15 protein-coding genes are annotated in these 14,492 nt (G+C 68.7%); all 15 read right to left on the bottom strand.

Annotation, left to right across the window (positions count from 1 at the left end; genetic code table 11):
• Window positions 1-83: 83 nt before the first annotated feature.
• Complete coding sequence (gene rpsA, locus P2T65_RS07160) at window positions 84-1,787, bottom strand: 30S ribosomal protein S1 (RefSeq protein ID WP_055459532.1); 1,704 nt, start codon at window positions 1,785-1,787, stop codon at window positions 84-86.
• A 341-nt stretch (window positions 1,788-2,128) separates the two neighbouring features.
• The gene (locus P2T65_RS07155; protein ID WP_276199486.1) at window positions 2,129-2,818 is read right to left on the bottom strand and encodes a tRNA (guanine(46)-N(7))-methyltransferase TrmB; all 690 of its coding nucleotides are present in this window, start codon (window positions 2,816-2,818) and stop codon (window positions 2,129-2,131) included.
• Between the two features lie 22 nt (window positions 2,819-2,840).
• Window positions 2,841-4,025 (bottom strand): methionine adenosyltransferase, encoded by a 1,185-nt coding sequence (gene metK / locus P2T65_RS07150; protein WP_055459531.1) that lies wholly within the window; start codon window positions 4,023-4,025, stop codon window positions 2,841-2,843.
• Between the two features lie 193 nt (window positions 4,026-4,218).
• Complete coding sequence (locus P2T65_RS07145) at window positions 4,219-4,653, bottom strand: helix-turn-helix transcriptional regulator (RefSeq protein WP_055459530.1); 435 nt, start codon at window positions 4,651-4,653, stop codon at window positions 4,219-4,221.
• Entirely contained in the window at window positions 4,650-6,305 is a 1,656-nt protein-coding gene (gene lnt / locus P2T65_RS07140) for an apolipoprotein N-acyltransferase (protein WP_055459529.1), read from the bottom strand. Before lnt ends, P2T65_RS07145 begins: the two co-directional genes overlap by 4 nt.
• A complete protein-coding gene (locus tag P2T65_RS07135; RefSeq protein ID WP_055459528.1) occupies window positions 6,302-7,432 on the bottom strand; it encodes a hemolysin family protein in 1,131 nt (376 codons plus the stop codon). The genes lnt and P2T65_RS07135 overlap by 4 nt, the downstream gene beginning before the upstream one ends.
• Window positions 7,433-7,535: 103 nt before the next feature.
• Window positions 7,536-8,027, bottom strand: coding sequence for an rRNA maturation RNase YbeY (gene ybeY / locus P2T65_RS07130; RefSeq protein ID WP_186438011.1), 492 nt, complete (start codon window positions 8,025-8,027; stop codon window positions 7,536-7,538).
• Between the two features lie 2 nt (window positions 8,028-8,029).
• On the bottom strand, window positions 8,030-9,040 hold the full coding sequence (locus P2T65_RS07125) for a PhoH family protein (protein WP_276199535.1): 1,011 nt from the start codon (window positions 9,038-9,040) through the stop codon (window positions 8,030-8,032).
• 51 nt (window positions 9,041-9,091) lie between these two features.
• Window positions 9,092-10,462 (bottom strand): tRNA (N6-isopentenyl adenosine(37)-C2)-methylthiotransferase MiaB, encoded by a 1,371-nt coding sequence (miaB, locus tag P2T65_RS07120; RefSeq protein ID WP_063186823.1) that lies wholly within the window; start codon window positions 10,460-10,462, stop codon window positions 9,092-9,094.
• 142 nt (window positions 10,463-10,604) lie between these two features.
• Window positions 10,605-11,402, bottom strand: coding sequence for a lysophospholipid acyltransferase family protein (locus P2T65_RS07115; RefSeq protein WP_055459525.1), 798 nt, complete (start codon window positions 11,400-11,402; stop codon window positions 10,605-10,607).
• A 7-nt stretch (window positions 11,403-11,409) separates the two neighbouring features.
• Entirely contained in the window at window positions 11,410-11,784 is a 375-nt protein-coding gene (locus tag P2T65_RS07110; RefSeq protein WP_245280536.1) for a transcriptional repressor, read from the bottom strand.
• 148 nt (window positions 11,785-11,932) lie between these two features.
• Window positions 11,933-12,433 (bottom strand): ribosomal protein S18-alanine N-acetyltransferase, encoded by a 501-nt coding sequence (gene rimI, locus P2T65_RS07105; RefSeq protein ID WP_055459524.1) that lies wholly within the window; start codon window positions 12,431-12,433, stop codon window positions 11,933-11,935.
• A 24-nt stretch (window positions 12,434-12,457) separates the two neighbouring features.
• Window positions 12,458-13,135, bottom strand: a complete 678-nt coding sequence (gene tsaB / locus P2T65_RS07100) for a tRNA (adenosine(37)-N6)-threonylcarbamoyltransferase complex dimerization subunit type 1 TsaB (RefSeq protein ID WP_019403607.1) — start codon at window positions 13,133-13,135, stop codon at window positions 12,458-12,460.
• A 95-nt stretch (window positions 13,136-13,230) separates the two neighbouring features.
• A complete protein-coding gene (locus P2T65_RS07095) occupies window positions 13,231-13,791 on the bottom strand; it encodes a NifU family protein (protein ID WP_055459523.1) in 561 nt (186 codons plus the stop codon).
• Between the two features lie 145 nt (window positions 13,792-13,936).
• Window positions 13,937-14,434: a universal stress protein gene (locus tag P2T65_RS07090; protein ID WP_055459522.1), complete on the bottom strand. Its 498-nt coding sequence runs from the start codon at window positions 14,432-14,434 to the stop codon at window positions 13,937-13,939.
• Window positions 14,435-14,492 lie beyond the last annotated feature (58 nt).

Genomic DNA, 14,492 nt, shown 5'->3' with positions numbered 1-14,492 from the left:
GGAGGCCGGGCGGGTCGCTTGCGAGGATCACCTGCAGATCGTGCTGCGGGGCAGCATGGCCGTCCCGCAACGAAGATCGCGGCTTACTTCTTCTCGTTGGCGCGCTTGAGGGCGGCGCCGAGGATGTCGCCGAGCGAGGCGCCCGAGTCGGTCGAACCGTACTGGGCGATCGCCTCCTTCTCCTCCGCGACCTCGAGGGCCTTGATGGAGAGCTGGATGCGGCGGGCCTTGCGGTCGAACTGCACGACGCGGGCATCGACCTTCTCGCCCGGGGCGAAGCGCTCGGGGCGCTGCTCGGAGCGGTCCCGCGCGAGCTCGGCGCGGCGGATGAAGGCGGTCATGTCGGTGTCGACGATCTTCACCTCGATGCCGGAATCCTTCACCTCGACCACCTCGCAGGTGACGACGGCGCCCTTCTTGACATCGCCGGCATCGGCGAAGGGGTCGCCCTCGAGCTGCTTAATGCCGAGCGAGATGCGCTCCTTCTCGACGTCGACGTCGAGAACGACGGCACGCACCACGTCGCCCTTCTTGAACTCCTCGATGACCTGCTCGCCGGGACGGTTCCAGTCGAGATCCGACAGGTGGACCATGCCGTCGACGTCGCCGTCGAGACCGATGAAGAGGCCGAATTCGGTCTTGTTCTTGACCTCGCCCTCGACGACGGAACCGATCGGGAACTTCTCGGCGAAGGCATCCCACGGGTTCTGCAGGGTCTGCTTGAGGCCGAGCGAGATGCGGCGCTTGACCGGATCGACCTCGAGAATCTGCACCTCGACCTCCTGGGAGGTCGACACGATCTTGCCGGGGTGGACGTTCTTCTTCGTCCAGCTCATCTCGGAGACGTGGATGAGGCCCTCGATGCCCGGCTCGAGCTCGACGAACGCACCGTAGTCGGTGATGTTCGTCACGCGGCCCTTGAAGCGGGCGTTGACCGGGTAGCGGCCGGCGATGCCTTCCCACGGATCGGCCAGCAGCTGCTTGATGCCGAGCGAGATGCGGTGCGTCTCGTGGTTGATCTTGATGATCTTGACCTTGACGGTCTGGCCGATCGAGACGACGTCGGTCGGGTGGTTGACGCGCCGCCACGCCATGTCGGTGACGTGCAGCAGGCCGTCGATGCCGCCGAGGTCGACGAAGGCGCCGTACTCGGTGATGTTCTTGACCACACCCTCGACGACCTGCCCCTCCTCGAGGTTGGCCACGAGCTCGGAGCGGGCCTCGGCGCGCGTCTCCTCGAGCACCGTGCGGCGCGAGACCACGATGTTGCCGCGGCGGCGGTCCATCTTGAGGATCTGGAACGGCTGCGGCACGCCCATGAGCGGCGTGACGTCGCGCACCGGACGGATGTCGACCTGCGAACGCGGCAGGAAGGCCACGGCACCGTCGAGGTCGACGGTATAGCCGCCCTTGACCTGGTTGAAGATGATGCCTGTGACCTTCTCATTGTCCTCGAAGGCCTTCTCGAGCTTGACCCAGCTCTCTTCCCGGCGCGCCTTGTCGCGCGAGATGACGGCTTCACCGAGCGCATTCTCGATGCGCTCCAGGTAAACCTCGACCTCGTCACCCACCTCGAGCGACTGGTCCCGACCCGGACCGACGAATTCCTTGAGAGCAACGCGGCCTTCGGTCTTCAGGCCGATATCAATGACGGCGACGTCCTTCTCGATGGCGACGACGCGGCCCTTGACGACGGAACCCTCGACGGGCTCGGCATGCGAGAAGGACTCTTCGAGAAGCGCCGCGAAATCTTCACGGGACGGGGCCTGGTGAGCGGATACGGACATTCGGTCTCCTAACGCCGATCAAGGCGGACAACGCCGGCGGCTGGTGTTGCATCACGCCCCCTGTCGCCGGCCGCACGGAATACGCACGTATTCCATGCGGTAGTGGCCGCCCGCCTGCACCATGCGGCCCGGCGGCCGTGCCGGCGTCTTGAACCGGCGACGGAGAGCGTCTGATCAATGTCGGGGAGCGGGGGTCTTGCGGCACGGAGCCCATCTCGCACGAAGCTAATGGCAAACTCCGCCGCACACAGGATGCAGCGCCCCACCGAACGGTGGTGTCATAACGAAAACGCGGCTTTTCCACAAGCGGAAACGGCCGAGCGACGGGGAAAAGGAACCCGTCAGCGCCGCACGAAGGTGAGATACATCGGCAGGCGCCCTTCCCGCAGCGCCTTGGCCTCGTAGCGCGTGCCGGGCCAGCCCGTCCAGGGCTGGCGCCAGTCGTCCGCCCGCTCGGCCTGCCAGGCGAAGAGGCCGCTGCGGTCGATCCGCGCCAGCGCCCAGGCGGCATAGTCGTCGATGTCGGTGGCGAAGCGTAGCTCGGCGCCCGGCCGCATGACGCGCGCAAGCGCGGCGAGGGTCTCCTCGCCGATGAAGCGCCGCTTGCGGTGGCGGCGCTTCGGCCAGGGGTCAGGATAGAGCACGAAGACGCGCCCGATAGAGGCCTCGGGCAGACGCGGCAGGACGAGGGTCGCATCATCGTCCCAGACACGCAGGTTGGCGATGGCGTGCTCCTCGACGCCGGCAAGGAGCTTCGCCACGCCATTGACGAAGGGCTCGCAGCCAATGAAGCCGATGTCCGGGTTCTCGCGGGCGCGGGCGAGAAGGTGCTCGCCGCCGCCGAAGCCGATCTCGAGCCAGACCTCACGGACCGGATGCGGGAACAGGCCCGCGGGGGCGAGCTTATCCGTGCCCGCCGGCAGGCGCAGCCGCGGCAACACCTCCGCCAGCAGGCGGGCGTGGTTGTCGCGCAGCTTGTGGCCCTTGCGGCGCCCGAAGAAGGCGCCGCCCCTGTCCTGCTCCGCGATCACGCGTCTCGTCCGGATACCTGCCTCAGCCGAGCGCGGCGCGGATGGCGCCGGCGAGATCGGTGCGCTCCCAGGAGAAGCCACCGTCCGCCTCGGGAGCGCGGCCGAAATGACCGTAGGCCGAGGTGCGGGCGTAGATCGGCCGGTTGAGGCCGAGGTGCTGGCGGATGCCGCGCGGCGACAGGTCCATCACGTCCATCAGCACGCGCTCGAGCCGCGCCTCCTCGACCTCGCCGGTGCCGTGCAGGTCGACATAGAGCGACAGGGGCCTGGAGACGCCGATGGCGTAGGAGAGCTGGATGGTGCAGCGCTGGGCGAGGCCCGCCGCCACCACGTTCTTGGCGAGGTAGCGCGCGGCATAGGCGGCCGAGCGGTCGACCTTGGTCGGGTCCTTGCCCGAGAAGGCACCGCCCCCGTGCGGCGCCGCCCCGCCGTAGGTGTCGACGATGATCTTGCGCCCGGTCAGGCCGCAGTCGCCATCCGGACCGCCAATCACGAACTTGCCCGTCGGGTTGACGTGCCAGACGGTCTTGTCGTCGACCCAGCCCGCGGGCAGCGACTTGCGCACATAGGGCTCCACGATCGCGCGGATGTCGTGCGAGGTCAGCTCCTTGCCGGCATGGCTCTCGATGTGCTGGGTCGAGACCACGATCTGGGTGACGCCGACCGGCTTGCCGTCGGCGTAGCGCACCGTCACCTGGCTCTTGGCGTCGGGACCGAGCAGGCCGGTCTCGCCGGACTTGCGCGCGGCGGTCAGCGTCTTGAGGATCTCGTGAGCGTAGTAGATCGGGGCGGGCATCAGCTCGGGCGTCTCGCGGCAGGCGTAGCCGAACATGATGCCCTGGTCGCCGGCGCCCTCGTCCTTGTTGCCGGAAGCATCGACGCCCTGCGCGATGTGCGCCGACTGGGCATGGAGGTGTACCTCGACCTTGGCCGTCTCCCAGTGGAAGCCTTCCTGCTCGTAGCCGATGTCCTTGATGGCAAGGCGGGCGAGGTGGGCGAGATAGTCGTTCGTGATGTCGGACGGGCCGCGCACCTCGCCGGCGATGACGACGCGGTTGGTGGTCGCCAGCGTCTCGCAGGCGACGCGCGCCTCCGGCATGGCGCCGAGATAGGCGTCGACAATCGTGTCCGAGATCCGGTCGCAGACCTTGTCAGGATGGCCTTCCGAAACGGATTCGCTGGTGAAGAGATAGTCCGAACGCGCCACGTTCCCGATCCTTTCGTCACACGCCAAGGCCCGTCTCCGAGCTCCAGGAAAGAGACCGTGTTACAGACCGGATTGCATCGCAGTCCGGTCGGAACGGGCTCTGGCCCAAAGGCGAGGTGTTGTGACAGCCCGGACGCACAGGGTCAAGATGGAATGACGGACGGGTTCGATAGAGCGAACGAAACGGACGGCGTCAAGCGTCCTCGCCTTCCGTATCGGCGAGAGCGACGACGAGGTCGACGATGCGCCGGCGCACCTTCGCGTCCTTGATGCGGATGAAGGCCTTGGTGAGCTGCACGCCCTCGCTCGTCGACAGGAAGTCGGACACATAGCTCGAGGATGGCGCCTCGGCGAAGCCACCGCCGATGACGCCGTCCGCCGCCGGCGCGCCGTCAAAGAAAAACTCTACCGGCACGCCGAGCACCTTGGCGATCTGCTGGAGGCGGCTCGCGCCGATGCGGTTCGTGCCCTTTTCGTACTTCTGCACCTGCTGGAAAGTCAGGCCGAGGGATTCGCCAAGCTTTTCCTGGCTCATGCCGACGAACATGCGTCGCATGCGCACGCGACTGCCGACGTGCTTGTCGATCGGATTGGGGACTTTCTTGACGCTCGCAGGCGCTGTTCTCATGGTCTTCCCGTCCGTTCGTCGCGGCCCACCCGGCCATGTCGCCGTGCGGTCATCGCGCCGGCGGCTACACTCAAGGTGAAGAACCAGAATACCACATCCCCGAGCCGGGCATAAATCGTCGGTGACAGCGCTTCAGGCAAGGGGGCATCGAGAATCCCCTCCGTCCCCAGCGGCAGCGAGGCGATGACCCGGCCGTAGCCGTCGGCGACCGCCGAGATGCCGGTGTTGGCCGCCCGCACGAGAGGAATACCTTCCTCAATGCTGCGTAGCCGGGCTTGCGCCATGTGCTGGTAGGGGCCGGGCGTCTCACCGAACCAGGCATCGTTCGTGACATTGATCAGAACGCCGGGACGCGTGCCGTCCTGCGGCACCACCGCGCCCGGAAAGATCGCCTCGTAGCAGATGAGCGCCGCCACCGGCGGCAGGCCCGGCACCGGTAGGACGGTTCGCTCGCGCCCGGCCTCGAAGCCGCCCGGCGCATGCACGAACTGGCGCAGGCCCAGACGGCGCAGCAGCCCGTCCAGCGGCAGGTATTCGCCGAAGGGGACAAGGTGAACCTTGTCGTAGATGCCGGTGATGCGGCCTTCGTCGTCGACGACCTGGACCGCATTGAAGAAGCGCAGGCTCGTCTCGCCGGGGAGCGGCTCCATCGCCCGCGCGGCGCCCGTGACGAGCACAGCCCCGGGCGGCAGAAGCGCCGCGATGGCGCCAAGGGCATCGGGGTCGCGCGCGAGAAGGAATGGAAAGGCGCTTTCGGGCCAGACGAGATGGGTGACGCCATCCATGCCCCGAGCCGCACCGGCAGGCGCGACGCCGTCACCCTGCACGGCGGGCCCGTTGTCGCTGAGCGCAAGATAGCGGTTGAGGATCGCCTCCCGGTTCTCGGGACGGAACTTGGCATCCTGCGGCAGGTTTGGCTGCATGATGCGCAACGCAACGCCCGGCACGGTCGGTGAGGGGCTTCCGGGCAGCCGCCACAATCCGTAGCCGGCCATGGCGGCGAGGACGAGCAGGCCGGCGACCGTCGGCCCCGCACGACGCCAGTGCCCGCCGTCGTCGGCGAGGGTCGCCGGTGCCGCGAGAATCGCCGCCGCAAGCACCGTCAGGCCGTAGAGCCCGACGAGGGACGCCACCTGCGCCAGGTGCAGCTGCTGGCCGAGGGCCATGCCGAGGCTGTTCCAGGGAAAGCCCGTGAGGATGTGGCCGCGCAGCCATTCGGCAACGGCAAGGCCCGTGGCGAGGGCGAGGATGCGCGCCGGGCCGGGAGACCAGATGAGCCGGGCGAGGCCGAAGCCGAGAGCATAGAAGAAGGCGAGCCCCGCGGGCAGGCCGACGACGCCGAGCGGCAACGCCCAGGCGAACTCGTCCGCCTCCACCAGGAAGGCGGCGCCGAGCCACCACAGGCCGGCGAGAAAATAGCCGAAGCCGAACCACCAGCCGGTCGCCGCGGCCGCCAGCACGGTGCGCATCGGCGTGCGCCCACCCGCCCCGTCAATGAGCCAGACGGCGAGCGGCAGGCTGACGGCGAGCACGGGCCAGAGCCCGAAAGGCGGCATGGCGAGGGCGGCGAGCCCCCCCGCGGCGAAGGCCGTCAGGCGCCGTCGCCATCCCCAGGACAGGACGACGCCGCGCGCGAAGCCGGCGAGCGTCAAGCGGCGGCTCCCGGCTTCTGGTCCTCCAGCGCATCCCGCGCCGCAGTCACGTTGTCTTCCGTCACGGGCGCAGGCGCCTCTTCCGCCCCGCCCTCGGCCCTGCGGGCCGCGCGGCGCACCAGGGCCGGCTCGGTCCTGACCTTGTGGATGCGGATCTTTTTCAGGCGGCGCGGATCGGCATCGAGAATCTCGAATTCGAGGCCTTCGGGCCCCGGCACAAGCTCGCCGCGTACCGGCACGCGGCCGGCGAGGGTGACGATGAGGCCGCCGAGCGTATCGACCTCCTCGGCGATATCAGCGTCGGCGAGTTCGACGCCGAGAGCCTCCGAGACGTCCTCGAGGCTGGCGCGCGCATCGATGATCCAGCGTTCGTCGCCGTCGGCGACGATCTGCGAGGCCTCCTCGTCGTCGTGCTCGTCCTCGATGTCGCCCACGATCATCTCAACGATGTCCTCCATCGAGACGAGGCCATCGGTGCCACCATATTCGTCGATGACGAGGGCCATATGCGTGCGCGTCGTCTGCATCTTCACGAGCAGGTCCATGGCCGGCATGGACGGCGGCACGAAGAGCACCGGGCGCAGGATGCTGGCGCGCGAGAGCGGGGCCTCGAGGTCGACGCCGAGTCGCACGGCCTGGGCCTGCACCTCCACCGGCGCATCGCCACGGCCGCGGCCGACATTCCGGCGCAGGCGCTCGCGACCCGCCGTCTCAGCTCGCGCGGCGATATAGTCGACGAAATCACGGATGTGCACCATGCCGAGCGGCTCGTCGAGATTCTCGCCGTAGACGGGAATGCGCGAATGGCCGGCCGTGCGGAAGAGGTGCAGCACGCTCGCGAGGGTCGCGGAAGCCTGCACGGCGACGATGTCGGCGCGCGGCACCATCACGTCGTTGACACGCAACTCGCGCAGCGACAGGACGTTCTTGAGCAGGGAACGCTCGATCGGCGTGAATTCTCCGCCGGGCAGGTTGGTGTCGAGCGCATCCGCGAGATCCTCGCGGATCGAGGGGCCGGCCTTCAGTCTGAGGCCCGTGAGTAGCCGCTCTATCCAGCTTTCATGCTCTCCATCCCGCCCCTGTGGAGCGGGCCTCGCTTCCTCGCTCGAACTTCGATCCTCGCTCATCGTCCTTCTTGGCTCCAGGAGCATGTACGCCAAGGGCCGCGGCCCCGTCGCAGGCGCTTCATGCACAAACAACGACTTTGGGGCGGAACGGGCCCGCCACCCTTCACTCGCCCAAGGCCGCACCGGCGTAAGGATCGGCGATGCCGAGCCCCGCCAGAATGCGGATTTCGAGACCTTCCATCTCCTCGGCCTCGCCATCGGTCTCATGATCATAACCGAGAAGATGCAGCATCCCATGCACGACGAGATGGGAAAGGTGGTCGGCCAGCGTCTTGCCCTCCTCGTCCGCCTCCCGCCGCGTCGTCTCGTAGGCGATGATGACATCGCCGATATGGGGTGCCGAGGCCAGTTGTTGAGGGGGGCAGGCGGGGAAGGACAGGACGTTCGTCGCCTTGTCCTTGCCGCGCCAGCGGGCGTTGAGCGCGCGCACGGTCTTGTCGTCCGCAAGGACGACGCTCACCTCGGCGCCCGGCGCGACCGGACGCCCGCCGGCATCGAGCGTCGCCTGCGCCGCACGTGCCACGAGCGCATCCGCGCCGGCCAACTCGTCCCAGCCCTCGCTTTCGACGGCGATGTCGATATGGGCGCCGTTCACGCTCAGATCCCCCGGCCGACCTCGTCATAAGCCTTGACGATGCGCCGCACGAGCTCGTGCCGTACGACATCCGCCTCCTTGAAGGTGATGCGGCCGATACCTTCGAAGCCGTCGAGGATACGCACCGCCTCGACGAGGCCCGACACTTGCCCGGGCGGCAGGTCGATCTGCGAAGGGTCGCCCGTGACGATCATGCGGGAGCCCTCGCCGAGGCGGGTCAGGAACATCTTCATCTGCATTGACGTGCAATTCTGCGCCTCGTCGAGCAGGATCGCAGCATTGGTGAGCGTACGCCCGCGCATGAAGGCGAGCGGCGCGATCTCGATGACGCCGGTGGACAGGCCGCGCTCGACATGGCGCGCCTCCATGAAGTCGTAGAGCGCATCGTAGACCGGCCTGAGGTACGGATCGACCTTCTCGCGCATGTCGCCGGGCAGGAAGCCAAGGCGCTCACCTGCCTCCACTGCCGGGCGCGACAGGACGAGCCGCTCGACGACGCCCTGCTCGAGGAGCGAGACGGCATGGCCGACGGCGAGCCAGGTCTTGCCGGTGCCGGCCGGCCCCTCGGCGAAGACGAGCTCGCAGCGCCGCAGCAGGCGCAGATAGGCGTCCTGCGCCGCGTTCCGCGCCCTGACGGCGCCGCGCTTGCGGGTCGCAATCTGCTCGAACGTCGAGCGCTGCTGTGCCTCATCCGCCGGCGGGAAGAGCGAGCCCTGGCGGGCGCTCTCGGCGATGGCGCCGTCGACGTCGCCGAGGGAGACGATCTCGCCGGCGCGCGCCCGCTCGTAGAGGCTCTGCAGCACGCGGCGCGCCTGCTCGGCCGCCTCGCTCGTGCCGCGGATGACGATGTGGTTGCCGTTGGCGTTGGCGAGCACGCCGAGACGTCGCTCGAGATGGGCAAGGTTCTGGTCGTACTGGCCGGCGACGACGCTGGCGAGTCGGTTGTCTTCGAAGGCGATCTTGATCTCCGGGGCATCGCGGCCGCCGCCAAAGGCCTGCGACCTGTCCTTCACCTGACGCTGCGGCAGACCATCGTCTGGCTTCAAGCTCGTTCTCCTCGCGTCCTAGGCTGCGCTCGCCCTCTCCTCGGGCGGGCCGGCGGCGAGCCGGCCGAACAGGCTGTTGGGGGCCGTCCCGACGATCTCGACCGGGACGATGTCGCCGACGGTGAGGCCCTCGGTCTCGAGCTGCACCGCCTGCAGATAGGGCGACTTGCCGGCGAGCTGGCCGGCATGGCGCCCGGGCCGCTCGATGAGGACATCGACCGTGCGCCCGACGGTCGCGGCGTTGAACGCGCGCCGGTCCTCGTCGAGAGCGGCCTGCAGGCGCGCGAGCCGCTCGGCCTTGACGGGCTCGGGCACCTGCCCCTCCATCTCCGCCGCCGGCGTGCCGGGGCGCGGGCTGTACTTGAAGGAATAGGCGCTGGCGAAGCCGATGTCGGCGACGAGGCGCATGGTGGCCTCGAAATCCGCGTCGCTCTCGCCGGGAAAGCCCACAATAAAATCGGACGACAGCGCGATGTCCGGCCGTGCCTTGCGCACGGCGTCGATGATGCGCCGGTACTCGTCGCCGGTGTGGCGGCGATTCATGGCGGCAAGGATTGCGTCGGATCCTGCCTGCACCGGCAGGTGGAGATAGGGCATCAGCGCCGGCAGGTCGCGATGGGCGGCGATCAGCGTCTCGTCCATGTCACGCGGATGGCTCGTGGTGTAGCGGAGGCGGGCCAGCCCCGGCACCTCGGCCAGGCGTTCGAGCAGCATGCCGAGCGTCCAGTCGCGCCCGTCCGGCCCCTCGCCGTGATAGGCGTTGACGTTCTGGCCGATGACGGTGATCTCGCGTACACCCGCCCCGGCGAGCCGCTCGGCCTCGGCGAGGATCTTGGCGACGGGGCGGGAGACCTCGGCGCCACGCGTGTAGGGCACGACGCAAAAGGTGCAGAACTTGTCGCAACCCTCCTGCACGGTGAGGAAGGCCGAGACGCCACGGGCGCGGATCTTCTCCCGTGCGGGGGCCGGCAGATGGTCGAACTTGTCCTCGGCCGGGAATTCCGTGTCGACGACGCCGGGGCGCGCGCTCGCCTCGGCGAGAAGCTCGGGCAGGCGATGATAGCTCTGCGGCCCGACCACGAGGTCGACGACGGGCGCGCGGCGCACAATCTCGCCACCCTCGGCCTGGGCCACGCAGCCGGCGACGACGACCTGCGTCTGGCGCCCCTCGGTCGCTCGCTCCTTCTTCATCTCGCGCAGGCGGCCGAGCTCCGAATAGACCTTTTCGGCGGCCTTTTCGCGGATGTGGCAGGTATTGAGGATGACCAGATCGGCGTCCTCCGCCGTTCGGGCCTCCACATAGCCCTTGGCTGCCAGGGCGTCCGCCATGCGCTCCGCATCGTAGACGTTCATCTGACAGCCGTAGGATTTGACGAAAACCTTCTTCACGTGTCTGCCTGTCACCCGCTTTCGACTCAAGGCTCCGGGCCGACCGGCCCGTCCCTCTGTTTAAGGCTTCTCGCCTCCGGAGAGAATAGGCAAGGCAAGATTGGCCCCGGCAGACGGCGGATGAATGACGTGACCCGCGGCCTCAGGGGCCGCTTGCCCGCGCCGCCCGCGCCGCCGCGCGCACCACGTCCTCGGCCGCTTTCGTCGCCGCCTTGCGGTCCGTGCCGCCGTTGAAGGCGATGGGCTCACCCCAGGTGATGCGCACGTCGAACGGCGCTCCGGAGACGACCGCGGCAAGATGCGGCGCCAGCTCCATGTCCCCGTGCCAGGCAATGGCGGGCCGCTCGTTGCGGCCGAGCGGCAGGCCGTGGCGGCCGACATAGGTGATGGCAAGAGGCCGTAGCACGATCTCGGACGCAGGCGCCTCGGCATCGGTCACGGCGTCGCGCGCGGCCCCCACGAGGGCGGAGCGGAAGGGCAGGATCCGCAAGCCGTCGCCCGTGGTGCCCTCCGCGAAGAGCACCATGGCATCGCCCCGGCGCAGTCTGTGCGCCACCTCGACATTGGTTGCCGCCGTCGCCTTGCGGCGCGTGCGGTCGATGAAGACCGTGCGCTGCAGCCGGGCGAGCAGGCCGACGACCGGCCAGCCGTTCACCTCGGCCTTGGCGATGAAGGAGAGCGGCGTCAGCGTCGAGATGACGGGAATATCGAGCCACGAGATGTGGTTGGCGAGGATGAGGGCCGCCTCGCGGCCGTTGGGTGGCCGGCCCGCCACCTTGATGCGGATGCCGAGAACGCGGCAGATGAAGCGGTGGTAGACGAGGGGGATGAGGCGCGCCGCCCGGCTGTCGAGCCTGACCGCGAGCGCCTGCAGCGGAATGCCGACGAGCGTCGCCGGCACGATGAGCGACAGGCGCAGAATGCCCCGCAGCGACAGCATGGCCGGTTCAGTCCGCCTCGTCCTCGAGCGGCACGGCATAGAGCTCGAGCCGATGGTGCACCAGGCGGTAGCCGAGGCGCCGCGCGATCTCGGCCTGGAGCCGCTCGATCTCTTCGGAGTGGAACTCGATGACGTCGCCGGTATTCATGTCGATGAGGTGGTCGTGGTGCTCCTTCGGCGCGCGCTCGTAGCGCGCGCGGCCGTCGCCAAACTGGTGGCGCTCGATGATGCCCTTGTCCTCGAAGAGCTTGACAGTGCGGTAGACGGTGGACAGCGAAATGCGCTCGTCCACGGCCGCGGCACGGCGGTGCAGCTCGACGACGTCGGGATGGTCGTCGGCATCGCCGAGCACCTTGGCGATCACGCGGCGCGGCCCGGTCATGCGCATCCCGCGGGCGACGCAGGCGCGTTCGATGACGTTGCCTTGCAGTCTGCGCTTCACCCCCGCCAAACGGCCCGCCTCCCTTTCCTGATCATCCCGCTCTTATAGGAAGCCGGAAGACGCGCGTCCATGCCGGCCGGACTACGGCTCACGGCAGGTCGCGCGCCATGACGAGGGCCGTCGCCGTGCTGCCGTCCCCCTTGCGATAATAGCCGTCGCGCCGGCCGACCTCCTCGAAACCGAAGCGCCGATAGAGCGCCAGTGCCGGACCATTCTCGGCCTCGACCTCGAGGAAGATGCGCCGAGCGCCGCGCCCAGCGAGCGAGCCGAGGTGATGGGCGAGGAGATGGCGGGCAAGCCCCCGGCCCCGCCGCGCCTCGGCGACGGCGATGGTCAGGATCTCCGCGTCGTCGGCGGCCACGCGCGACAGAGCAAAGCCGTCGAGGGCCCGGCTGTCCGCCGCAAGGACGCCCTCCGCCACGTTGCTGCCTGCGGCGATGAGCCGTTCGAACTCGCTCGCCTCCCAGCCGCGGGCAAAGGAGGTGGCGTGGATCGCCGCGACCGCGGCCGCGTCGGCAGGCGACAGTGGCCTGACGAAGGCTGCGGGAAAGGAGGATGAAGCACGGCCCAGCCAGCGGTCGAGAATCATGGCGCGCCGATTATCACCGATGGCTCAACGCCGGGGAATGCGCATGTGTTCCTGCGGCTTGGCATCGGGGGCGCGCAGGTAGACGGGCTTGGGCAAGGCCGTCGCCGGGTCGGCGGCCATGCCGAGCCGCGCCACCCAGGCGATGTGCGGCGCGATCTCGGCATCGGCGATCTTGGCGTCGACACCCAGATTGCGCAACTCGTGACCGAGGATCGCCGCGCCGGAGCCGGCGATGGTCATGGGGCCCGAGCCGATGACGCGGGCAGCATCGCGCACCGAGACATGACGGGCCGGGACGATAGTGCGCCCGCCGGCAGCGATGCACTGGAAGTAGAGATGGCCATGGCGCGCATCGATGGCCGCAGCGTTGAGGCGGTTGCCGCCAGCCGCGACCAGCGGCGCGAGGAAGGCCGACAAGGTGGTGACACCGACGACCGGGACGCCGGCGGCAAGGCCGATGGCCCGGGCCGCCGAGATGCCGACACGCAGGCCCGTGAAGCTGCCGGGGCCCACGGTGACCGCGACCCGATCGAGCGTTTCGAAGCCGCCCGGCACGGCCGCCATGACGCGCTCGACGAGCGGCAGCAGTGCCTCGGCATGGCCGCGCGCCAGCACCATGGTTTCTTCTGCAAGGACGGTGCTGCCGTCGAGAACGCAGGCGGAACAGGCGCCGAGCGCCGTGTCGATGCCGAGAACGCGCAAACTGAAGTCTCCCTCGCTGGCACGTCCTCTAGATCGCCGCGCGCGGCGCTGGCAACCGTTTTTAGTGGTCGGGCCCCGAGCTTGGCCTCAAGCCTTCACACGGCCTCGACCTCGCGCACGTCGGGCAGGAAGTGCTGCAGGAGATTCTGGATGCCGTGCTTGAGCGTCGCCGTCGAGGAGGGGCAGCCCGAGCAGGAGCCTTTCATCGCGAGATAGACCACGCCGTTGCGATAGCCGCGGAAGGTGATGTCGCCGCCGTCGCCTGCCACAGCAGGGCGCACGCGCGTCTCGAGCAGTTCCTTGATGGTCTCGACGGTGGCGGCATCCTCCTCGGCGAAGAACTCGTCCGCCTCGTCCGTATCGACGCCGGCATCCTCGCGCAGGAGCGGCGCGCCCGACATGAAATGCTCCATGATGGCGCCGAGGATGGCCGGCTTCAGGTGCTGCCACTCGCCGCCCGTCTTGGTCACTGTGATGAAGTCGTGGCCGAAGAAGACGGCAGCCACGCCATCGATGGCGAACAGTCGCTCGGCCAGCGGCGAGCGCGAGGCGTCCTCGCCCGAGCGCAGGTCGAGCGTACCCTCGGGCAGGACGGTGCGTCCAGGCAGGAACTTGAGGGTCGCCGGATTCGGCGTGGCTTCGGTCTGGATGAACATTCAGATCTCTCCTCACGCGACCGGGTCAAGAACCGGCGGTGACAATGCAGCGGCTGTTGGCTCATTCCTTAGAACCGTTCCAACAGACAATACACCCTTCAATGTGGCGGTTCTTTTGTCTGGCGCAAGGTTCGGCGCGGGTCGCTCAGGCGAGCGCGTCGATTTCCTCGTCGGTGAGATGGCCCGGCACGATGGCGACGGGGATGGGGAAACTCGCCGCCGCCTTGCCCGCCATCATCGAGACGAGCGGCCCGGGCCCTTCCGAGCCGGTACCCGCAGCAAGCACGAGGAGGGCAATGTCCTCGTCCTCCTCGATATGACGGACGATCTCCTCGGACTTGTTGCCGACGAGGACGACACGCTCGGGCTCGAGGCCGGCGATGTCGCGCACACGGGCGCTCGCCGCGTCGAGGAATTCGTTCGCCTCTTCCACGGCCTCGGCCTGCATGAGCTCGCCCACGCCGAGCCAGTGTTGGTATTCCCCCGGCGGAACCACGCTAAGCAGCGTTACCGATACGCCGGTGCGCGCCGCCCGGCGGGCGGCGAAATAGATGGCCCGGTCGCACTCGGGCGTGTCGTCCACCACCACCAGGAACTTGGCGCGATGGCCTGCTTCATAGGATCGCCGCCGCTTTCCGGTCATCGACCACCGCCTCGTGTCCGCCGCTTGTGCCCCGATGCTGCCAAGCGGCGCAGCGCGG

Source organism: Chelatococcus sp. XZ-Ab1, assembly GCF_029309855.1.
GTDB lineage: Bacteria > Pseudomonadota > Alphaproteobacteria > Rhizobiales > Beijerinckiaceae > Chelatococcus_A > Chelatococcus_A sambhunathii.
Note: the sequence above shows the minus strand (reverse complement) of the source record. Positions and strands in the feature narration are given on the sequence as shown.